This window comes from Streptomyces sp. JNUCC 64 (genome assembly GCF_054484115.1).
Map to the genome: position 1 here is coordinate 7,283,004 of NZ_CM137015.1, position 19,312 is coordinate 7,302,315.

19 protein-coding genes and 1 pseudogene are annotated in these 19,312 nt (G+C 75.0%); 12 read left to right on the forward strand and 8 right to left on the reverse strand.

Features of this window, described 5'->3' with window-relative positions; translation table 11 throughout:
* Nucleotides 1-12: 12 nt before the first annotated feature.
* Complete coding sequence (locus ACVWNX_RS29995; protein ID WP_454411317.1) at nucleotides 13-201, reverse strand: hypothetical protein; 189 nt, start codon at nucleotides 199-201, stop codon at nucleotides 13-15.
* A 269-nt stretch (nucleotides 202-470) separates the two neighbouring features.
* Between ACVWNX_RS29995 and ACVWNX_RS30000 the strand changes: the two genes are divergently transcribed.
* On the forward strand, nucleotides 471-983 hold the full coding sequence (locus tag ACVWNX_RS30000) for a Clp protease N-terminal domain-containing protein (protein WP_454411318.1): 513 nt from the start codon (nucleotides 471-473) through the stop codon (nucleotides 981-983).
* A gap of 136 nt (nucleotides 984-1,119) precedes the next feature.
* The gene (locus tag ACVWNX_RS30005) at nucleotides 1,120-2,178 is read left to right on the forward strand and encodes an EamA family transporter (RefSeq protein WP_454414994.1); all 1,059 of its coding nucleotides are present in this window, start codon (nucleotides 1,120-1,122) and stop codon (nucleotides 2,176-2,178) included.
* 82 nt (nucleotides 2,179-2,260) lie between these two features.
* On the opposite strand, the gene ACVWNX_RS30010 is transcribed toward ACVWNX_RS30005, so the two are convergent.
* Nucleotides 2,261-2,923 (reverse strand): pyridoxamine 5'-phosphate oxidase family protein, encoded by a 663-nt coding sequence (locus tag ACVWNX_RS30010; protein WP_454411319.1) that lies wholly within the window; start codon nucleotides 2,921-2,923, stop codon nucleotides 2,261-2,263.
* 163 nt (nucleotides 2,924-3,086) lie between these two features.
* Between ACVWNX_RS30010 and ACVWNX_RS30015 the strand changes: the two genes are divergently transcribed.
* From ACVWNX_RS30015 to ACVWNX_RS30045, 7 genes are all read left to right on the forward strand, one after another.
* Nucleotides 3,087-4,436 (forward strand): aminotransferase class I/II-fold pyridoxal phosphate-dependent enzyme, encoded by a 1,350-nt coding sequence (locus ACVWNX_RS30015; RefSeq protein ID WP_454411320.1) that lies wholly within the window; start codon nucleotides 3,087-3,089, stop codon nucleotides 4,434-4,436.
* Nucleotides 4,437-4,747: 311 nt separating this feature from the next.
* Nucleotides 4,748-5,584, forward strand: a complete 837-nt coding sequence (locus ACVWNX_RS30020) for a HipA family kinase (RefSeq protein WP_454411321.1) — start codon at nucleotides 4,748-4,750, stop codon at nucleotides 5,582-5,584.
* Complete coding sequence (locus ACVWNX_RS30025; protein ID WP_454411322.1) at nucleotides 5,581-5,964, forward strand: DUF3037 domain-containing protein; 384 nt, start codon at nucleotides 5,581-5,583, stop codon at nucleotides 5,962-5,964. The genes ACVWNX_RS30020 and ACVWNX_RS30025 overlap by 4 nt, the downstream gene beginning before the upstream one ends.
* A gap of 182 nt (nucleotides 5,965-6,146) precedes the next feature.
* A complete protein-coding gene (gene fabG, locus ACVWNX_RS30030) occupies nucleotides 6,147-6,908 on the forward strand; it encodes a 3-oxoacyl-ACP reductase FabG (RefSeq protein ID WP_454411323.1) in 762 nt (253 codons plus the stop codon).
* A gap of 78 nt (nucleotides 6,909-6,986) precedes the next feature.
* Nucleotides 6,987-8,609, forward strand: coding sequence for an ABC transporter substrate-binding protein (locus ACVWNX_RS30035; RefSeq protein WP_454411324.1), 1,623 nt, complete (start codon nucleotides 6,987-6,989; stop codon nucleotides 8,607-8,609).
* A gap of 129 nt (nucleotides 8,610-8,738) precedes the next feature.
* Nucleotides 8,739-9,422 carry a uracil-DNA glycosylase gene (gene ung, locus ACVWNX_RS30040; RefSeq protein ID WP_454411325.1) on the forward strand — a complete coding sequence of 228 codons (684 nt, stop codon included), beginning with the start codon at nucleotides 8,739-8,741 and terminating at the stop codon, nucleotides 9,420-9,422.
* Nucleotides 9,423-9,632: 210 nt separating this feature from the next.
* Nucleotides 9,633-10,133 (forward strand): hypothetical protein, encoded by a 501-nt coding sequence (locus ACVWNX_RS30045; RefSeq protein WP_454411326.1) that lies wholly within the window; start codon nucleotides 9,633-9,635, stop codon nucleotides 10,131-10,133.
* A 42-nt stretch (nucleotides 10,134-10,175) separates the two neighbouring features.
* Here ACVWNX_RS30045 and ACVWNX_RS30050 read toward each other — a convergent pair.
* A pseudogene (locus ACVWNX_RS30050) lies at nucleotides 10,176-10,469 on the reverse strand (TetR family transcriptional regulator C-terminal domain-containing protein); the annotation flags it as partial.
* A gap of 476 nt (nucleotides 10,470-10,945) precedes the next feature.
* Here ACVWNX_RS30050 and ACVWNX_RS30055 point away from each other — a divergent pair.
* Nucleotides 10,946-12,148, forward strand: a complete 1,203-nt coding sequence (locus ACVWNX_RS30055) for an FAD-dependent monooxygenase (protein ID WP_454411327.1) — start codon at nucleotides 10,946-10,948, stop codon at nucleotides 12,146-12,148.
* 12 nt (nucleotides 12,149-12,160) lie between these two features.
* Nucleotides 12,161-13,066, forward strand: a complete 906-nt coding sequence (locus tag ACVWNX_RS30060; protein ID WP_454411328.1) for a Gfo/Idh/MocA family protein — start codon at nucleotides 12,161-12,163, stop codon at nucleotides 13,064-13,066.
* Here the strand turns inward: ACVWNX_RS30060 and lnt are convergent.
* Together lnt and ACVWNX_RS30070 are read right to left on the reverse strand one after the other, a co-directional pair.
* The gene (gene lnt, locus ACVWNX_RS30065) at nucleotides 12,990-14,588 is read right to left on the reverse strand and encodes an apolipoprotein N-acyltransferase (RefSeq protein WP_454411329.1); all 1,599 of its coding nucleotides are present in this window, start codon (nucleotides 14,586-14,588) and stop codon (nucleotides 12,990-12,992) included. The genes ACVWNX_RS30060 and lnt overlap by 77 nt on opposite strands.
* Before the next feature lie 204 nt (nucleotides 14,589-14,792).
* Nucleotides 14,793-15,254, reverse strand: coding sequence for a nuclear transport factor 2 family protein (locus ACVWNX_RS30070; protein ID WP_454411330.1), 462 nt, complete (start codon nucleotides 15,252-15,254; stop codon nucleotides 14,793-14,795).
* Between the two features lie 101 nt (nucleotides 15,255-15,355).
* Here ACVWNX_RS30070 and ACVWNX_RS30075 point away from each other — a divergent pair, with 101 nt between their 5' ends.
* Nucleotides 15,356-16,027, forward strand: coding sequence for a hypothetical protein (locus ACVWNX_RS30075; protein ID WP_454411331.1), 672 nt, complete (start codon nucleotides 15,356-15,358; stop codon nucleotides 16,025-16,027).
* Here the strand turns inward: ACVWNX_RS30075 and ACVWNX_RS30080 are convergent.
* The 3 genes from ACVWNX_RS30080 to ACVWNX_RS30090 form a co-directional block, all read right to left on the reverse strand.
* Nucleotides 16,014-16,190, reverse strand: a complete 177-nt coding sequence (locus ACVWNX_RS30080; protein WP_454411332.1) for a hypothetical protein — start codon at nucleotides 16,188-16,190, stop codon at nucleotides 16,014-16,016. The genes ACVWNX_RS30075 and ACVWNX_RS30080 overlap by 14 nt on opposite strands.
* 434 nt (nucleotides 16,191-16,624) lie before the next feature.
* Nucleotides 16,625-17,500 (reverse strand): undecaprenyl-diphosphate phosphatase, encoded by an 876-nt coding sequence (locus ACVWNX_RS30085; RefSeq protein WP_454411333.1) that lies wholly within the window; start codon nucleotides 17,498-17,500, stop codon nucleotides 16,625-16,627.
* A gap of 460 nt (nucleotides 17,501-17,960) precedes the next feature.
* Nucleotides 17,961-19,160, reverse strand: a complete 1,200-nt coding sequence (locus ACVWNX_RS30090; RefSeq protein WP_454411334.1) for an FAD-dependent monooxygenase — start codon at nucleotides 19,158-19,160, stop codon at nucleotides 17,961-17,963.
* Nucleotides 19,161-19,312: the final 152 nt, after the last annotated feature.

The window sequence follows — 19,312 nt, forward strand, 5'->3', positions numbered from 1 at the left end:
AGGGTGACGGGTTCAGCGCGGGCGGCGGATCTCGGCCGCGTCGAACACGTCGAACGCCCGGGGGTGGGGGCCTTCGTCGTGGCAGTGCCAGGCGTCCCAGAACAGGTCTGCGGGCAGGGCGTCGTCGGGTGCGTAGACCCGGTAGACGTACTGTCGGCCGTCCACGGACGGCAGGGTCACGAGCCAGTACTCGAACTCCATGCCCCTGAAGGACGTTCCCGGGACGGGCCCGGTTGCCGATCGGAAGCGGGTGTTCCGAATGGCCGCCCGGGCCTGCGGAAAGATGTTCCCGGGAGCGCGGCGAGGGGCGTGAAGAGGCGCGGGGGAGCTTGGCAAGGCGGCGCGCGCTCCCGGAGGGAGAACGTCCGATCTCCTCCCTGAGGAGGAGAACCAGGACATCGGCGCCCAACTCGTGTCGGATGCGAAGATGCTTCCCCGTGGTGATGCTTCCGCGCGCGGGAGTTGATGGGGTGGTGGACGTGCGCCTCTCCCTTCCGCAGACGCCCGCCCCCGACGGGGCCGTGCCCCTCCCGTCCGACGACAGCCTCGGCGTCGAGCTGCTCTCCGTGGTGGCGAGCGCCCGGCGGCGGGCCGCGCGCGACGGGGACCGCCGGGTCGACACCGCCCATCTGCTGCACTCCCTCCTGGAGGCGGACCCCGTGACGCGCGCCCTGTGCGGCGACGGGACCCGTCAGACCCGGCTCCTCGGGTACCTGGCGCAACGCAGCATCGGCTACGGCCTCCGCTGGCGCACCTCGGCCGGTCGCGCGGACCCGTGTCCCGTCACGCCGGGGGGCGCCCGTGCCGTGCGCTGGTCGCCCGCGGCCGCCGCCGCCCTGGAGCGCGCCGCGCTGAGGGCGCGGCGGCGCGGCGCTGAGTGCGCGAGTGGGCCGGACCTGCTGGCCGAGCTGGTCGCCGACCGGGAGTGCCGGGCGGTGGAGGTCCTCGCGCGCGTCGGGATCGACCCCGTCGGTCTCGGGTGACGGCGGGGCCCGTCGCCGTCGGGCGCGTCACCGGGTCGCGTCAGGGCCGCAGCGGGTGGCGTCAGGGGCGGAAGCGGTCGGCACCCCTGACACCGGCCGGGCCCTTTGACATCATGGGCCGGTGCGTACGTCTCGGGTGGGTGGTGGCCAGGACCGTGGGGTCGGGCTGGGGATCGCGTTGCTGTCGGCCGTCGCCTTCGGCGGTTCCGGCGTCGCGGCGAAGCCGCTGATCGAAGCGGGCCTCGACCCGTTGCACGTGGTGTGGCTGCGGGTCGCCGGAGCCGCGCTCGTCATGCTCCCGCTGGCGTGGCGCCACCGGGACCTGCCGCGCCGCCGCCCCGCGCTGGTCGCCGGGTTCGGGTTGCTGGCGGTGGCGGGCGTCCAGGCCCTCTACTTCGCGTCGATCTCCCGCATCCCGGTCGGGGTCGCGCTGCTGGTGGAGTACCTGGGGCCCGCGCTGCTGCTGGGCTACGTCCGGTTCGTCCAGCGGCGGCCGGTGAGCCGCGCCGCCGTGGTCGGCGTGGTGCTGGCCGTCAGCGGGCTCGCCTGTGTCGTGGAGGTGTGGGCGGGGCTCCGCTTCGACGCGTTCGGGCTGCTGCTCGCCTTCGGCGCCGCCTGCTGCCAGGCGTGCTACTTCGTCCTCTCCGACCAGGGCAGCGACGCGGGCGACGACGCCCCCGACCCGTTGGGCGTGATCGCGTACGGGCTGCTGAGCGGCGCGCTCGTGCTGACGGTCGTCTCGCGTCCCTGGACCATGGACTGGTCGGTGCTCACCGGCCCGGCGGAGATGAACGGCGCGCCGGTGGCCGCCTGGCTGCTGCTGGGCTGGGTGGTGCTGATCGCGACCGTCCTCGCCTACATGACCGGGGTGTTGTCGGTCCGCAGGCTCTCACCGCAGGTCGCGGGGGTGGTGGCCTGTCTGGAGGCGGTGGTCGCGACGGTCCTGGCCTGGGTGCTGCTCGGGGAGCGGCTGTCGGCGCCGCAGCTGGTCGGTGGACTGGTGGTCGTGGCCGGGGCGTTCATCGCCCAGTCGGCCACCCCGGTCAGGGGTTCGTCCGGGCCGGTGGCGGCCGGGGGACCCGTCCGTGACGGGGGTCCGGGCGCCGGGGCCCCGGCGGCGGGGGAGCCGGGCGCGGTGCCCGGGGACGCGGCGGGCACCGCGACGACGGAGACGGGGCGCGGGACGGGACTCTGACCGGTCCCGTCCCGCCGCACGCGTCCGCCGGCGTGGTCCTCCGCCGTGGTCCACCGGCGGGGTCCGGGCCCGGCCGGTCCCGCTACAGGCGGGTCAGGTACTCCGGGACCGCCGTCCCCGGGGCCAGGTCATCGGCCGGGACGGGGACGCCGTACGTCTGCCGGACCGGGACCACGCCCGCCCAGTGGGGGAGCCCGAGGTCCCCGGGGTCGTCGTTCGGGCCGCCGGTGCGGACCTTCGCGGACACCTCGGCCAGGTCCAGCCGGAGGACGGCCGTCGCGGCCAGTTCCCTGGCGTCGGCGGGGCGGGAGTCCGTCGAACGCTCCGGGACCACGTGGTCGACCAGGGCGTCCAGCGCGGTCCGCTTCTCCTCCGGGTCGGTCACCTGGCGGGCCACGCCCTGGACGACCACCGAGCGGTAGTTGACCGAGTGGTGGAAGGCGGACCGCGCCAGCACCAGCCCGTCCACGTGGGTGACCGTCAGGCACACCGGGAGCCCCGGCTCCTCCCGCCCCGCCATCCGCAGCGGACGCGACCCCGTCGACCCGTGGACGTAGAGCCGCTCGCCGACCCGTCCGTACAGCGTCGGCAGGACGACCGGGGTGCCGTCGCGGACGAAGCCGAGGTGGCACAGCCAGGCGGCGTCGAGTATCGCGTGCACGGTCGCCCGGTCGTAGGCGGCCCGCTCCCGGGAGCGGGTGGGGACGGTGCGCTCCGTCGGGGTGTAGGCGGTCTGGTCCGTCATCCTCGGCTCCTGGTGTCTCGAACGGGCGGCCCGGCGGCTCGGGCGGACCGGCTGGACCGCGGATCCGGTCCGCCGCGGAGGCTCCCGGTCCTCGGTCCCGTGCGGAGGCTCCGGGCCCGGGCCCGTGCTGTGATTCTCATTGCACTAGTGCATAATGGTGTTTGTGCTAGGAGAATATCCCATCCAAGGGCGGGGGGCGACGGAGATCGCCCGCAGCGTCGAACGGGCCGTGGCCTCGGGCGAACTGGAACCGGGCGCCCCGCTGCCGCCCCAACGGGCGCTGGCGGAACGGCTGGGCGTCAACCCCAACACCGTCGCCGCCGCCTACCGCGCCCTCCGGGAGCGCGGGGTGATCGAGACCGACGGGCGCCGGGGCTCCCGGGTCCGTCCCAAGCCCGCCGTCACCGCCCACGAGGCGATCCGGGTGGAGGTGCCCCCCGGGGTCCGCGACCTCTCCGACAGCAACCCCGATCCCGCGCTGCTGCCCCCGCTGGCCGGCGCCTTCGCTTACGCCGCCGCGCTCGGCGACCGGGAACCCGTGCTGTACGGGGTGGAACCGGTGGACCCCGGTCTCGCGCGCCGGGCCCGGGACGCGTTCGACGCCGACGGGGTGCCCCCCGGACCGCTCGCCGTCACCTCCGGCTCGCTGGACGCCATCGAACGGCTGCTGACGGCCCATCTGAAACCGGGCGACACCGTCGCGGTGGAGGACCCCGGCTGGGGCAGCCTGCTCGACCTCGTCCCCGCGCTCGGACTGCGGGTCGCCCCCGTCGGCCTGGACGCGGACGGGCCGGTGCCCGACGAGGTGGCGGGCGCCCTCGCCGCCGGGGCCCGCGCGCTCGCGGTCACCGCCCGGGCGCAGAACCCGACCGGCGCGGCGATCGGCGCGGAGCGCGCCCGCGCCCTGCGCGCCGTCCTCGCGACCCGCCCCGACGTCCTGCTGATCGAGGACGACCACGGGCACGGGATCGTCGACCAGCCCCTGTACCCGCTGGCCGGGGGCACCGCGCACTGGGCCGTGGTCCGCTCCGCCGCCAAGGCGTACGGACCCGATCTACGGGTCGCGGTCCTCACCGGGGACCAGGTCACCCTGGACCGGGTGCGGGGCCGTCAGAGCCTCGGTCCGGGCTGGGTGAGCCTGCTCCAGCAGCGGGCCGTGGCCCGGTTGTGGGAGACCGGCGCGGTGGACCCGGCGGCGGTCGCCGCCTCCTACCGGGCGCGCCGGGAGGCGCTGCTCGCCGCGCTCGCCGCGCGGGGCGTCGCCGCCCACGGCCGCAGCGGGATGAACGTCTGGGTGCCGGTCCCCGACGAGACGGGCGCGGTCACCCGGCTGCTGCGCGCGGGCTGGGCGGTCGCACCCGGGGCGCGCTTCCGCACCCGTACGCCCCCGGGGGTGCGGATCACCGTCTCGACGCTCCCCGCGCCCGGCGGGCGCGCCCCCGGTGACATCGAGGCGCTGGCCGACGCGGTGGCCGCAGCGGTGGCCCCCGGACCCGCCCGCAGGTACACCTGACGCACCGCCGGGACCACCCCCCCCCGGACCCCCGGCGCGGACGAGCGGAGGGACGTCCGGTGGGGGAGGAGGGGCCGGGCCCCCGGTGGGGGCGAGCGGCCGGACGCCCGGTGGGGGCGAGCGGCCGGACGCCCGGTGGGGACGAGGGCTGGACGCCCGGGCTGGGGGAAGGCCGTCCAACGCCTGGGTGGGGAGGGCCGCCGAACGCCCTGGTGAACGCCCTGACGGGACGGCGGCCGTCCGCCCCCGCCACCGCCCCGGCGGGCCGGGCGCCCGGCCGCGCCGTCCGCACCCGGCAGTAACCTGGGGCCATGCTCACCGAAGTCACGGCGGTCCGCTACGTCACGCCCCTGCGGGAAGGCGGATCGCTGCCCGGTCTGGTCGAGGCGCGCGGCCCCGGATGGACGGCCCCGCGCGCGTACGCGATGAAGTTCACCGGTGCCGGGCAGGGGCGCAAGACCCTGGTCGCGGAGGTGTTCTGCGGACTGCTGGCGCGGCGGCTGGGACTGCGCGTCCCCGAACTCGCCGTGATCGGCCTCGATCCGGTGCTCGGCCTCGGCGAACCCGACCCCGAGGTGCAGGCGCTGCTGCGCGGCAGCGGGGGCCCGAACCTCGGGATGACGTACCTCCCGGGCGCCCTCGGGTTCGACCCGCTCGCCTACGCCGTCGACCCCCACGAGGCCGGACGGATCGTCTGGTTCGACGCGCTCGTCAACAACGTCGACCGGTCCTGGCGCAACCCCAACCTGCTGGTCTGGCACGGCGCGCTGTGGCTCATCGACCACGGCGCCAGCATGATCTGGCACCACAACTGGCCCACCGCCGCCGCCTCCGCGGCCCGTCCCTACGACGCCACCGACCACGCCCTGGCGCCCTTCGCCCCCGAAGTGGCCGCCGCGGCGGCGGAACTCGCGCCCCTGGTCACCGAGGACCTGCTGGCGGAGGTGGCGGCCGAGGTCCCCGACGCCTGGCTGGACGGCGAGGAGGGCTTCGACGGCCCCGACGCCGTCCGCCGTCTGTACGTCACCACCCTGCTGCCCCGGGCCCGTGACGTCCACCGGCGCGTCACCCTGGGACCGCCCGACCCCCGGCTCGCCGGGCGTCCGGCGGGCTGGCTGGCGGACACCGGCGCGGAGGCGGGCCGATGAGCGGACCGGACGTCTACGAGTACGCCCTGCTGAGGGTGGTCCCCCGGGTGGAGCGGGGCGAGCGGATCAACGCGGGAGTCGTCGTCTACTGCCGGGCCCGCTCCTTCGTGGCCGCCCGCACCCACCTCGACGAGGCGCGGCTGCTCGCCCTCGACCCCTCGGCCGACCTCGCCGGGGTGCGGGCCGCGCTGCGCGCCGTGGAGGCGGTGTGCGCCGGGGGCGAGGCCGCCGGGCAGGCCGCGGGCGACGACGCGGGACGCCGCTTCCGCTGGCTCGTCGCGCCGAGGTCGACGGTGGTCCAGCCCGGCCCCGTCCACACCGGACTGACGACCGATCCACCGGCCGAGACGGAACGGCTGCTGGACGCGCTGGTGCGCTGAGCCCCCTTTCCGGCACGGCGCCGCCGCCGCGCCGGATGCCGTTGACACCGGACACGGCCGCTCCTAGCGTCACATCCGCCAGAGGTACTGAGCGGTCGCTCACCCGCTCGGGTGCCGAGGGGGACGGCCCCCGAGGCGTCCGTGCCCGCCGGGCGGAGGGCCGTCGACGACGAGGGAGTCGTATGTCCAGCACTGAGCCGCGGGTGGCCGTGGTGACCGGGGCGGCGCGGGGGATCGGCGCGGCGACGGCCGTCCGGCTGGCCGCGGAGGGCCGCGCCGTGGCCGTCCTCGACCTGGACGAGGCCGCCTGCGCGGAGACCGTCGGCCGGATCACCGCCGACGGCGGCCGGGCGCTCGCCGTGAGCTGCGACGTCGCGGACGAGGAACGGGTGACGGACGCCGTCGCGCGGATCGCCGGGGAACTCGGCGCGCCGACGGTCCTGGTGAACAACGCGGGCGTGCTGCGGGACAACCTCCTCTTCAAGATGAGCGCCACCGACTGGGACACCGTCATGGGCGTGCACCTGCGCGGCGCGTTCCTGATGTCCAGGGCGTGTCAGAAGCACATGGTGGACGCCGGGTTCGGACGGATCGTCAACCTGTCCTCGTCGTCCGCGCTCGGCAACCGGGGACAGGCCAACTACGCCGCGGCCAAGGCGGGTCTCCAGGGCTTCACCAAGACGCTCGCCGTCGAACTCGGCAAGTTCGGGATCACCGCCAACGCCGTCGCGCCGGGCTTCGTCGCCACCGAGATGACCCGCGCCACCGCCGGGCGGGTCGGTATGGACTTCGAGGAGTTCCAGGCCGCGGCCGCGTCCGGCATCCCGGTGGGACGGGTGGGACGCCCCGAGGACATCGCGCACGCGGTCGCCTTCTTCGCGGGCGAGGCGGCCGGGTTCGTCTCGGGCCAAGTCCTGTACGTGGCGGGCGGTCCGCTCGACTGAGGACGTCCGCGCATGGCGTGATCGCATCGGTACCCGGCGTACCTCCCGAGGGCGCCTCGCGCGCCCGGACCCTGCGGTATGGTCGCCCGGCCCCCCAGGTTCGGCCGATCGAGGAGCGTACGGGTGTTCGTCGGGTCCCGGTGTGTACGGTACATAGCGATCGCGGTGTCGCTGTCCGCGGTGGCGGGATGCGGATTAGTCTCGGGCGGAATGCCCGGCACCGAACAGAAGATCACGGTGGGCACCACCAGCGCCCCCAGCACCCTCGATCCGGCGGCCTCCTGGGACGGTTCCTGGGAACTGTTCCGCAACGTCTACCAGACCCTCCTCAGTTATCCGCCGGGCTCCACCTCCCTCACGCCCGACGCGGCCCGGTGCCGGTTCACCGACAAGGCCAAGCGCACCTACACCTGCGTGCTGCGCGAGGGCATCGCCTTCTCCGACGGGGATCCGCTCGACGCCCGGGCGGTCAAGCACAGCGTGGACCGGATCATCCGGATCGGCGTGGAGGGCGGCCCGAAGGGCATGCTCGGCAGCCTGGACCGGGTGGAGGCGCGCGACGACCGGACCGTCGTCTTCCACCTCGGACAGTCCGACACCACCTTCCCGTTCGTCCTCGCGACCCCCGCCCTGTCGATCGTGGACCCCCGCGAGTACCCGGCCGACGCGCTCCGCACCGAGGAGGAGGTCACCGGCTCCGGCCCCTACGTACTGAGCTCCTACGACGAGGGGCGCGAGGCGCGGCTGGAACGCAACCCCCACTACAAGGGCTACGCGGACCGGAAGAACGACGCCGTGACGATCCGCTACTTCCAGGACTCCACCTCCATGGTGCGCGCCCTGCGCGACGAGAAGATCGACGTCACCTACCGGGGCCTGGCCGCCGCCGACGTCGTCAAGCTCCAGGACGACGCGGCCCGGGAGGACGTCCACCTGGTCGAGGGGGCGGGCAGCGAGATCAGCTACCTCGTCTTCAACCCCGAGGACCCGTGGGCCGGGAAGCTCGCGGTGCGCCGCGCGGTGGCCCAGGTGATCGACCGCGACGCGCTGGTGCACAAGGTCTACCAGGGCACCGTCGACCCGCTGTACTCCATGGTCCCCCGTGGTCTGCCGGGCCATATGACCGGCTTCTTCGACGACTACGGCGACCCCGACGCGGACAAGGCGGCGGAACTGCTCGCCGAGGCCGGGATCACCGAACCGGTACCGCTGGAGCTGTGGTACGCCTCCGACCGCTACGGCTCCGCGACGGCCGACTCCTTCACCGAGATCAAGCGGCAGCTGGAGGACACCGGGCTCTTCGAGGTCAAGCTCAAGAGCCGCCCCTGGAAGACGTACGAGCCCGGGTACCGCGCGGGGGAGTACCCCGTCTTCGGCCGTGGCTGGTTCCCGGACTTCCCGGACCCCGACAACTTCGTGGCGCCCTTCGTCGGGAAGCGCAACGTGCTCGGCATCCCGTACCCGGTCCCGGAGATCACCTCGGTGCTGCTGCCCAGGACCCGCCGGGAGACCGACCGCGCCCTGACGGAGGACGACTTCGAACGGGCCCAGCAGATCCTGGTGGACGACGCCCGGCTGCTGCCGCTCTGGCAGGGCAGGCAGTACGTGGCGGCGAGCGAGGAGATCTCCGGCAACGAGAGCGCCCTCGACGCGTCCACGGTGATGATGCTGTGGGAACTGCGCCGCAAGGCCGACTGGTAGCGGCGGTAGGAACGACAGGTAGTACCGGGAACCGGGGGCCGTTGTCAGTGGGCGCCGGTAGGTTCTCTGATGTGTGGGGGCGGCCGTGGTCCACGGCCGCCGTACGAACGTTTTCCGGAGGATGCGCACGTGACCGACAACGCCCTGCTGCCCGAATCCTGGCGCGGCGTCCTCGGCGAGGAGCTGACGAAGCCCTACTTCAAGGAGCTGACCGACTTCGTGGAGGAGGAGCGGGCCAAGGGGCCCGTCTACCCCCCGCGCGACGAGGTGTTCGCGGCGCTGGAGGCCACGCCCTACGACCGGGTCAAGGTCCTGATCCTGGGCCAGGACCCCTACCACGGCGAGGGCCAGGGGCACGGCCTGTGCTTCTCGGTGCGGCCCGGGGTGAAGACCCCGCCCTCGCTGCGGAACATCTACAAGGAGCTGAACGCGGAGCTGGGCCACCCCGTTCCGGACAACGGCTATCTGATGCCGTGGGCGGAGCAGGGCGTCCTGCTGCTCAACGCGGTGCTGACGGTCCGCTCCGGAGAGGCCAACTCCCACAAGAACAAGGGCTGGGAGCGGTTCACCGACGCCGTCATCCGGGCGGTCGCCGACCGTCCCGACCCGGCGGTGTTCGTCCTGTGGGGCAACTACGCGCAGAAGAAGCTGCCGCTCATCGACGAGGAGCGGCACGTCGTGGTGAAGGGCGCCCACCCCTCGCCGCTGTCCGCCAAGCGGTTCTTCGGCTCCAAGCCCTTCACCCAGATCGACGAGGCCATCGCCCTCCAGGGGCACGACCCCGTCGACTGGCGGATCCCCGACCTCGGCTGAGGGGCCCCGCCCGGTGCGAGACCGGGACGCGCGGCGATGGACCGGTCGTCCGCCGCCGCGCGTCCCGGCCCGGACGTGGACCAGTGGTGCGTACGCAGCCCGCGCCTGCCCGGTGACGGCCCCCGTCCCCGTTAGCGTCGGTCGGGGACGACACGACCGGCGTACCGGTCCGGGCGCGACCGGTACGCCGGTGGACCTGCGGAGGCAGCGGTGACGGAACGGCAGGAGCGGTGGGCGGCGGACGGGGAGCACGACGCCACGCTGACCCGCATCGGTCAGGCCGTGATGCTCCACCACGGGGGCGACCGCGCCGAGGCCCGGGACCGCTTCCTGGCGCTCTGGGCGGAACTGGCCGAGGACGGCGACGCGCTGCACCGCTGCACCCTCGCCCACTACCTGGCGGACACCCAGGACGATCCGGAGGCCGAACTCGCCTGGGACCTGAGGGCCCTGTCCGCCGCCCGGGAGCTGGTCGACGGGCGGTCCGGAACCCGTGAACGGGCCCCCGCGGCCCGCGCCTTCTACCCGGCCCTGCACCTCAACCTCGCCGCCGACTACGTGAAGCTGGGCCGCCGGGAGGCCGCCCGCAGCCATCTTCGGCTCTCCCGGGGCGCCCTGGACGCCCTCACCGCCGACGCGTACGGCGAGACGATCCGGTCGGCCATCGTCCGGCTCGGCCGCAGTCTGGACGCGGATCCCGACCTCCACTGACCGCCGCGACGCGCGCTGGAGCCGTCGCCCCCGTGGGGATCGTCAGCGGCCCGTCATCCCCGCCAGCAGCTCGCGGTACCCGGCGCGCAGCCCCTCCCGGGTCAGCGGCGCGTCGTGGAACGACCCGGCCGTGTACGAGAACATCAACCCGTCGGACCAGGCCACCAGCGCCAGCGCGTGCCGTTCGGGGTCCGGCGAGCCGAGCGCCGTGACGATCGCTCGCAGCGGCTCCCGGAACCGCCGCCCCGCGTCGTCGAACACCCGGCGCAGCTCCGGCCGCCGGGTGGCCTCCAGGGCGAGTTCGTAGCGGCACACCAGCAGCTCCCGGTGGCCGGTGAGATAGCGGTGCATCGCTTCGGCCAGCCCCTCGGCCAGGGTGTCGACGTCCCCCGCCAGGCCCGGCAGCCCGGTCACCGCCAGCACCCCGGCCTCGCGTTCGGCGAGCCGTCGGCTCGCCGCCTCCAGCAGGGCCAGCCGGGTGCGCGCGTGGTTGGACGTGGAGCCCTGGGGCAGCCCGGCGGCCTCGTCCACCGCCCGGTGGGTGAGGCCGCGCATACCGCGTTCGCACAGCAGGGCGAGCGCCGTGTCGGCGATGAGCACGGCCCGCTCCACGCCGGGCGCGGAGCCGGTCGGACGACCCGCCGCCGGACGGGAGACGAGGGGAGCGCCGGGAAGGGCACCGTCCGGCGAGGGGGAACCGGCCGGGGGAAGCGGAGGGAGGGAAGGGGGCACGGTCCCAATCTACTCCGCTCACTACGGCTGTAGTACGGTCGAGGCGTCCTGCACTACAGGTGTAGTCATCCGGAGGGGTCATGCCGTCACGTCACGCGGTCGTCATCGGGAGCGGAATCGGGGGCCTCACCGCCGCCGTCGCCCTCGGCCAACGGGGATGGCACGTCACCGTCCTGGAACGCGCCCCGGCCATCGACCCGGTGGGCGCGGGCATCGGACTCGCCCCCAACGCCCAGCGGGCCCTGGACGTCATCGGCCTCGGGGACGACATCCGCGCCCTCGCCGCCTGGCAGGGCACGGGCGGGCTGCGCACCCCCGGGGGCCGCTGGCTCTCCCGGCTGGACGCAGCCGCCGTCACCGAACGCTTCGGCGGCCCCCTCGTCCTCCTGCACCGCGCCACGCTGGTGGCCCGGCTCGCCGCCGCCCTGCCGCCCGGACGGCTGCGCACCGGAACCCCCGGCGAACTCGTCGCCCCGGGAAGGCCCGGCGGCGCGCCCGCCGTGGTCCGCACCCCGGCCGGAGACCTCGAAGCCGATCTGGTGGTCGGCGCCGACGGCATCCGCTCGGCCGTCCGCCGGGCCCTCTTCCCCGACCACCCCGGCCCCCGCTACTCGGGGTTCACCGCCTGGCGGTTCGTCGCCCCCGGCCCGGACCGGCCCTTCGCCCCGCACGAGACCTGGGGGCGCGGCGCCCTGTGGGGGTCGCAGCCACTCAAGGACGGCCGGGTCTACGCCTACGCGGCGGCCCTCGCCCCCGAAGGCGCGACCTCCGACGACGAGGCCGCCGCACTGCGACGGCGCTTCGGGGACTGGCACCACCCCGTCCCCGACCTCCTCGACGCGGCGGCCGGACTGCCCGTCCTGCGCAACGACGTCCACCAGATGACCACCCCGCTGCCCGCCTTCCACCGGGGCCGGACCGTCCTGGTCGGCGACGCGGCCCACGCCATGGCGCCGATGCTGGCCCAGGGCGGCAACCAGGCCGTCGAGGACGGGGTGGTCCTCGCCTTCCACGCCGACCCGGGCGCCGTCGATCCGGTGGCGGGGCTCGCCGCGTACACCGCCGACCGGCTGCCCCGGACCACCGCCGTGGTCCGGGCCTCCGCCCGGGTCGCCCGGGTCGTCGCCCTGCGTTCCCGGCCCGCGGTCGCCCTGCGCGCCGGGGCGCTGGCGCTGACCTCGCGCCTGGTGCCGGACGCCGCCCTGCGCGGATTCGCCGGAATAGCCGACTGGCGTCCGCCGCAGGACCCGTATGCTGCCGGGCGGCACATTCGCACCAGCTAGCGGGAGACGCGCGTGAAGGTCGGCTGCATCGGACTCGGGGACATCGCGCGGAAGGCGTACCTGCCGGTACTCGCCGTCCAGCCGGACGTGGAACTGCACCTGCAGACCCGCACCCCGGCCACCCTCCAGGAGGTCGGCGCGACGTACCACCTCCCCGGGGAGCGGCTCCACACCGACCTCGACGCGCTGCTGGACCAGGGCCTCGACGCGGCGTTCGTCCACGCGCCCACCGAAGTCCACCCCGAGATCACCACCCGGCTGCTGGAGGCGGGGGTGCCGACCTACGTGGACAAGCCGCTCGCCTACGACCTCGCCACCTGCGAACGGCTGGTGGAACTGGCGGAGGAGCGCGGGGTCGGGCTCACCGTCGGCTTCAACCGGCGCTACGCGCCCGGGTACGTCCAGTGCCTGGACCACCCGCGCGAACTGATCGTGATGCAGAAGAACCGGGTCGGACTGCCGGAGGCGCCGCGCTCCTTCGTCTTCGACGACTTCATCCACGTCGTGGACACCCTGCGCTTCCTGGTGCCCGGTGGGATCGACCACGTCGGCGTGCGGTCCCGGGTCGTGGACGGACTCCTGCACCACGTCGTCCTCCAGCTCGCGGGCGACGGCTTCACCGCCCTCGGGGTGATGAACCGCCTCAGCGGTTCCACCGAGGAGGTGCTGGAGGTCGCCGGTCAGGACAGCAAGCGGCAGGTCCTCAACCTCGCGGAGATCGTGGACCACAAGGGGCAGCCCAGTGTGCGGCGGCGCGGCGACTGGGTGCCGGTGCCCCGTCAGCGCGGCATCGAACAGGTCGCCCTGGCCTTCCTCGACGCCGTGCGCGAGGGCCGGACGCTCAGTGCCCGGGACGCGCTCGCGACCCATGAGCTGTGCGAGCGGGTGGTGCGGGCGATCGAGGAGGACGCCGTCTGATCCGGCGCGCCCCGCTCACCGCGCCGTACCCCGCCAGGGCGAGCGCGGCCGCCCCCACCGGCCAGTCGCCGAACCTGGTGTAGGGGGTGGTCCCGGTCGCCAGCGGCACCTCGTAGACGTGGGCGGCGGCTCCCCCGGTGCCCAGCGGGGGGCCGACCCGCCGTCCGTCCGGGCCGTGGACCACCGAGACGCCGGTGAGCGTCGCGTGGACCACGGGCCGACCGGTCTCCGCCGCCCGCAGCGCCGCCAGCGAGGCGTGCTGCGCGGGGGCCCAGCTGTCCTGGAAGGTCGAGGTCGCGGACTGCGCGACCAGCACCCCGGCGCCGTCCGCCGCGAGCCGCCGGCTCATGTCGGGGAAGGCGGTCTCGAAGCACACCAGCGGACCCACCCGGAGGCCGCCGGTGTCCATCAGCACCTGCCGGGTGCCCCGGCGCCGGTCCTCGCCCGCGGCCTTCCCCACCGAGGTGGCCCAGCCCAGCAGCGACCGGGCCGGGACGTACTCCCCGAACGGGACCAGCCGCATCTTGGCGTACCGGTCGCCGGTGGGACCGTCCGGGCCGACCAGCACGGAACTCTTGTAGATGCCGGGCGGCGCGCCCGGGCCGCCGCCGCGCGCGTCCACGTTGACCAGGACGTGGGCGCCGACCTCCCGTGAGAGCGCGGCGATCCGGGCCGCCAGGTCCGGGCGGTCGCCCAGGTCGTGGCCCACGCTGCTCTCGCCCCACACGACCAGGTCGGTCCGCTGACCGGCGAGCGCGCGGGTGAGCCGTTCCCCCCGGGCGAACCGCGCGTCCGCCCCGTCGACGACGCCCGGCTGGACCACGGCGATCCGCGCCGTCCCGTCCGGCACCGGACGCGGTGCCCACGCCCAGGCCGCCCCGCCCGCCGCCACCACCGAGACCAGCCCGGCCACCGCCGGGATCCGCGCGGCGGGCGCGGCCACCAGCAGCACCAGGGCCGTGTTCAGCGCCACGACGGCCAGACTGACCAGCCACACCCCGCCCAGCGAGGCCAGCCGCAGTGCGGGCGTCACCTGCCACTGACCGGCGCCCAGCAGCCCCCAGGGCCCGCCGAGCCCCTGCCAGGAGCGGACGACCTCGATCGCCAGCCACCCCGAGGGCACCAGCAACAGCGCGGCGGCGGCCCGCGCGGGGCCCGGCCGTCCGCCCGTCAGCCGCCGCACCAGCCAGCCCCAGGGCGCCCAGAGCGCCCCGAGCAGTCCGGCGATCACCACCGTGAACACGTGCAGGCTGGGCAGCAGCCAGTGGTGCGCGGCCAGCATGAACCCGAGCCCGCCGCACCACCCGTCGAGTGCGGCCCGCCGACCGCCGGACGCGTCCCGGACCAGCAGCATCCAGGGCGCGAGCGCCGCGTAGGCGAGCCACCACAGGGCGGGCGCCGGGAAGGACAGCGCGGGCAGGGCGCCCGCCAGGACGACGAGGCCCGAACGGCGCCACCCTCCGGCGGGGATCCGCCCCCGGACCCCTCCGAGCCGTCCGCGTCCGCCGGGGAACACGTCCATGGGGCCTCCCTGGGTCGCCGGGTCCTTCCCGGTCACCCCTACCCCGTCGGACGGCCCGGCGCGCGCCCGGCAACCGGGAACGGTACGGGGGTGGTACGGGGGGCAGGGACGCCGCACTCCCGCGCACCGCCCGGGGAGCCCCGCGCGGGGCGCGCGCCTTCCGTCCCGCGCGGGGCTCGTCGGGCCTCCGCGCCCCCCTGAGGCTCAGGCCCGCTCCCGCCGCCACAGCTCCCTGGTGACGACGTCCCGCAGCAGCCAGCCGTCGGGCGTCCGCACCGCGGTGAAGTCGTACCGCGCGCCCGACTCCCTGCCCGGCCCGTCGGGGGAGGAGCGCAGCACGCTCAGACAGTCGGCCCGCACCCGTGCCAGATCGCCGTCGTCGCGCTCCAGGACGTCGAAGCGCACCAGCCGGTTGACGAGGAGGTGCTGTCGCACCGGGAACGGGCCGAGAGCGTCCGCCAGCCGGTCGGCGGCGTCCGGGACGGGACCGGGGGCGGGGGGTCCTCCGAGGAGGGGGTGGCCGGGGCGCCCGCCGGGGACGAACAACTCCCGGAACGCGACCGGGTCGACCCGGTCGCCCTCGTCGAGGGCGTGGGCGTAGGCGCTGAGGAGGGCGTCGAGGGCGAGGCGGTCCATGACGGTGGCGAGGTCCACGCGCTGGGTCATGGCCTCAGTGTTGGCCCGGCGGCCCGTCCCGCCAAGGGGCGTGCACCGGCCCGGCCGACCGGTCGCGCCGTCCGGCCGGAGGCCGTTGGTACGGTCGCCGGATGGACATCACCGCACACGAGGAATCCGGCCCGGTGACCGCGCGGGACGTGACGGACACCGTGGCGCTGGCTTTGGACGCGCTCGCGGTGGCCCGCGACGGCGACTGGTCGGCCCGCGCCGGTTCGCTGGACTGGGACCGCTGGGAGACCGTCGAGCACCTCGCCGACGACCTGTTCGCGTACGCCGCGCAGTTGGGCCCCCGCGTTCCGCCCCTGGACACCGAGGTGCCGTTCCGTTACGAGCCCGCCCGCCCCGGGGGCCCGGCGGTCACGGTCCGGGTGGACCGGACGGTGGGCGTGGCGGGGCTGTTCCAGGTGCTGGAGGCCAGTGCCGGGCTGCTCGCCGCGATGGTGACGACGCGGGACCCCGCCGTCCGGGCGCACCACGGCTTCGGGGTGTCGGACCCGGAGGGGTTCGCGGCGATGGGCGTCGTGGAGACGCTGGTGCACGTCCACGACGTCGCGGACGGGTTCGACGGGGTGGTGTGGGAGCCGCCCGCCGGGGTGTGCCGCCGGGTGCTGGCCCGGCTCTTCCCGGACGTGCCGCCCGGTGAGGACCCCTGGCGGGCGTTGCTGTGGGCGACGGGCCGGGCGGATCTTCCGGGCCTCGGGCGACGGACGGAGTGGCGCTGGTACGGGGAGCCGGTGACCGGTCCGCTCACCAGGTCCTGACGTCGCGCCGGACGGCGGCGGCCCATTCGGTCACCAGGGCCTCATAGGTACGGCGCTCCTCCGCTGACAGGCGGCCGCCCGTCCGCAGCCAGAGGTCGCGGATCTCCTCGTTCAACGAGTCGGCGGAACGCACGCAACCGGAGTGCTCTTGGGTGCGGGACATGGCATGAAGCTTAGGCGGTCGATCTGACCATCCGCTACGCCTTGCCTATAGTTCATCACTGTACGCAAGGTGCTCCGGATGGCTTTGCGGAGAGAACGTGCAGGTCACGTGTGGTTACCGGGGGTCATTCGGCGAGGTCGGCGGGGGAGCCGTTGTGAGACAACTCTCTCGCGGCGGGCCGGTTTTCGAGGTGCTGGCGGGTTTTGGACGCGCCGGGGCGAGGTAGGAGTGCCTGTTTCGGATATCGGGCGCCGCCCGGTGGATTCCGGACGGACGCCGGGCGTTGTCAGTGGTGCCCCCTACGGTGGAACCGTCAACAGCCCATGCTGGCTGCGTGAGCTGAGGGGTCCCGTCCCGGCTGGACAGCGCCTCCGGGGCGGGACCGCGCGCCAAGGGCCGCGCGGGCGCCGTGCCCCCGGGGCCGGGCGGTCGCGTCAGTGGCCGAACTCGGCCGCGTGCGGGCTGAGCACCCCGGCACCCACCAGGACGAACAACAGGAGGCCCAGGGCGATCCGGTAGTAGACGAACGGCATGAAGCTCTTGGTGGTGATGAACCGCATGAACCAGGCGATGACGGCGTAGCCCACCCCGAAGGCGACGAGCGTCGCGAAGACCAGCGGCCCCCAGGACACGTGCCCCGCCCCGGCGTCCTTCAGTTCGTAGACGCCGGAGGCCAGCACGGCGGGGATCGCCAGCAGGAACGAGTAACGGGCCGCCGCCTCCCGGGTGTAGCCCATCAGCAGCCCGCCGCTGATGGTCGCGCCCGACCGGGAGACCCCGGGGATCAGCGCCAGCGCCTGGCAGCAGCCGTAGACCAACCCGTCCCTGACCCCCAGGTCGCGCAGGGTCTTGCGGGGCCGCGCCGCCCGGTGCTTCCCGCCGCCCGCCTCGTCGCGCGCCGCCAGCCGGTCCGCGATCCCCAGGACCACGCCCATCACGATCAGCGTGGTCGCGATCAGCCGCAGATCGCGGAAGGGCCCTTCGATCTGGTCCTTCAGGGTCACCCCGAGCACCCCGATGGGCAGGGAGCCGATGATGACCAGCCACCCCAGCTGCGCGTCGTGGTCGGCGCGCCTCGACCGGTCCGTCAGGGAGGCGAACCACGCCGAGACGATCCGGGTGATGTCCGCGCGGAAGTAGATCAGCACGGCGGTCTCCGTGCCGATCTGGGTGATCGCGGTGAACGCCGCCCCGGGGTCCTGCCAGCCCGCGAACGCGGCGGTCAGCCGTAGATGCGCGCTGGAGGAGATGGGGAGGAACTCGGTCAGTCCCTGGACGAGTCCGAGGACCAAGGCTTCGAACCAAGACATGAAGTGACGGGATCCAGTGCTGATCGGGCCCCGGCGCGCGGACGCGCGGAACCGGGTGCGGACGGGACGGGGACTGCCGGGCGGCCGGGAGGCCGCCGGTGTCGGGGAAGGGAGTGTTCCGGGGCCGCCCGGACGGGCGGCCGGTGGCGTCGTCCGGAGCGTAGGAGCCGTGGATGAACGGGGGTCGACCGGTCGGCGGCCGGTCGGCGTCGGGCCGGGGCGCGCCCGCCGAACGGCCCGTGCGCGGGACGCCCCGCACGCCGGACGGTCCCCGCGCGCGCCGGTCCGGTGACCGTCCGGGCCGTCGATGACTCGTGTCCACGGGCCGGGTGTCCGGCCGTGCGGTGGTCGTCTCCGGACCGGACCGTGGACACGGGGCCGACGGGCAACGGGCCGACGGACCGACAGCGACGGGTCCGTCGGTGGACGGGCCGCCCGGCCCGGAGACCGGCGGCGGGCGTCAGCGGTCGTGCGAACGGCCGTGCAGTCCCCGGGCGACCTTCGGGCCCGCCCACCGCTTGAGACGGCGCAGCGCCTCCAGCCGTCCGACCGCCCGGTCGATCCGGTAGTAGAGCCCCGGCGGCACGTACGGGAGCAGCGGGGAGTGGCGCTGCCCGAGCAGCGCGAACATCCGCTCGGGCGGCAGCGCCATGTAACGGGGGAGGTTCTCGTACCAGCGGGCGCTGTAGCGCGCCGCGCTCTGCACCGGGACGAGTGCCGCCCGCCGCTCCCGCTGGTAGCGGGCCAGCGCCGCGCCGGTGGTGGGCTCCTCGCGCACCGCGGCGGCCAGCGAGATCGCGTCCTCCAGGGCCAGGGTGGTGCCCGCGCCGATCGAGTAGTGGGTGGTGTGGGCGGCGTCGCCGAGCAGGACGAGGTTCTCCTGGTACCAGGAGCGGTTGGTGACGGTCGGGAAGGTGAGCCACGGCGCGGGGTCGTCCGAGTCCTCCCGCCCGATCAGCGGATGCCCGTCCAGCGGTCCGGCGAAGAGCTTCTCCAGGACGTTCAGCCCCTCGGCCCCGTCGGCCCGGTCCAGTCCCAGGCCCCGCCAGGTCCCGGGGGAGCACTCGATGACGCAGGTGCTGCGCGTCCCGTCGAACGGATAGCCGTAGCACCAGATCCAGCCGTGCTCGGTGGGCGCGAAGGCGAACGTGAACGAGGTGAACACCTTGGAGGTGCCGAGCCACACGTACCGGTTGCGGCCGGGGGAGACCCGGGTCCCGAAGTGCTCCGGGTGCGCGTCGCGCAGGGCACTGCGCACCCCGTCGGCGGCGACCACCAGGTCCGCGTCCGGGGCCTCGGTGACCTCGTGCTCGAAGAGCACCCGGACGCCCAGCGACTCGGCGCGCTCCGCGAGGACGGCGAGCACCGCCCGCCGTCCGACGCCGAAGCCCTGGTCGCCGGGGCGGGCGGTGACGTGGTCGCCCACGTGCGCGACGCCCTGGTGCCAGCTCACCGAGCGGGCCCGGATGGCCCGCGCCGACTCGGGGTCCCCGGTCCGCAGCCGGTCCAGCAGCGCGCCCCAGTAGGTGACGCCCCAGCCGTACGTCGATCCGGCGGGGTTGCGTTCGTAGACGGTGATGTCATGGGACGGGTCCTGGCGCTTCATCAGGATCGAGAAGTACAGACCGGCGGGCCCGCCGCCGACACAGGCGACCTTCACACACGCTCCCCAGGATGACGCAAAGTGCACGATGGGGCACACAAGGTAGCAGGGTGGGGGTGGGTGACCGTCCTCCCCGCGCGGGGGCGCCCGGGTCGGGAACGGTCCTTGGGCGTGCGCTCGGGAACGCTCCGTGGAGCGGGAGGGAAACG

Bases quoted from the DNA above. Each gene is read 5' to 3' on its own strand.
- ACVWNX_RS29995 (WP_454411317.1), bottom strand. From the start codon at position 201: ATGGAGTTCGAGTACTGGCTCGTGACCCTGCCGTCCGTGGACGGCCGA.
- ACVWNX_RS30010 (WP_454411319.1), bottom strand. From the start codon at position 2,923: ATGACGGACCAGACCGCCTACACCCCGACGGAGCGCACCGTCCCCACC.
- ACVWNX_RS30020 (WP_454411321.1), top strand. From the start codon at position 4,748: ATGCTCACCGAAGTCACGGCGGTCCGCTACGTCACGCCCCTGCGGGAA.
- ACVWNX_RS30025 (WP_454411322.1), top strand. From the start codon at position 5,581: ATGAGCGGACCGGACGTCTACGAGTACGCCCTGCTGAGGGTGGTCCCC.
- fabG (WP_454411323.1), top strand. From the start codon at position 6,147: ATGTCCAGCACTGAGCCGCGGGTGGCCGTGGTGACCGGGGCGGCGCGG.
- ACVWNX_RS30035 (WP_454411324.1), top strand. From the start codon at position 6,987: ATGGTCGCCCGGCCCCCCAGGTTCGGCCGATCGAGGAGCGTACGGGTG.
- ACVWNX_RS30055 (WP_454411327.1), top strand. From the start codon at position 10,946: ATGCCGTCACGTCACGCGGTCGTCATCGGGAGCGGAATCGGGGGCCTC.
- lnt (WP_454411329.1), bottom strand. From the start codon at position 14,588: ATGGACGTGTTCCCCGGCGGACGCGGACGGCTCGGAGGGGTCCGGGGG.
- ACVWNX_RS30070 (WP_454411330.1), bottom strand. From the start codon at position 15,254: ATGACCCAGCGCGTGGACCTCGCCACCGTCATGGACCGCCTCGCCCTC.
- ACVWNX_RS30075 (WP_454411331.1), top strand. From the start codon at position 15,356: ATGGACATCACCGCACACGAGGAATCCGGCCCGGTGACCGCGCGGGAC.
- ACVWNX_RS30080 (WP_454411332.1), bottom strand. From the start codon at position 16,190: ATGTCCCGCACCCAAGAGCACTCCGGTTGCGTGCGTTCCGCCGACTCG.
- ACVWNX_RS30085 (WP_454411333.1), bottom strand. From the start codon at position 17,500: ATGTCTTGGTTCGAAGCCTTGGTCCTCGGACTCGTCCAGGGACTGACC.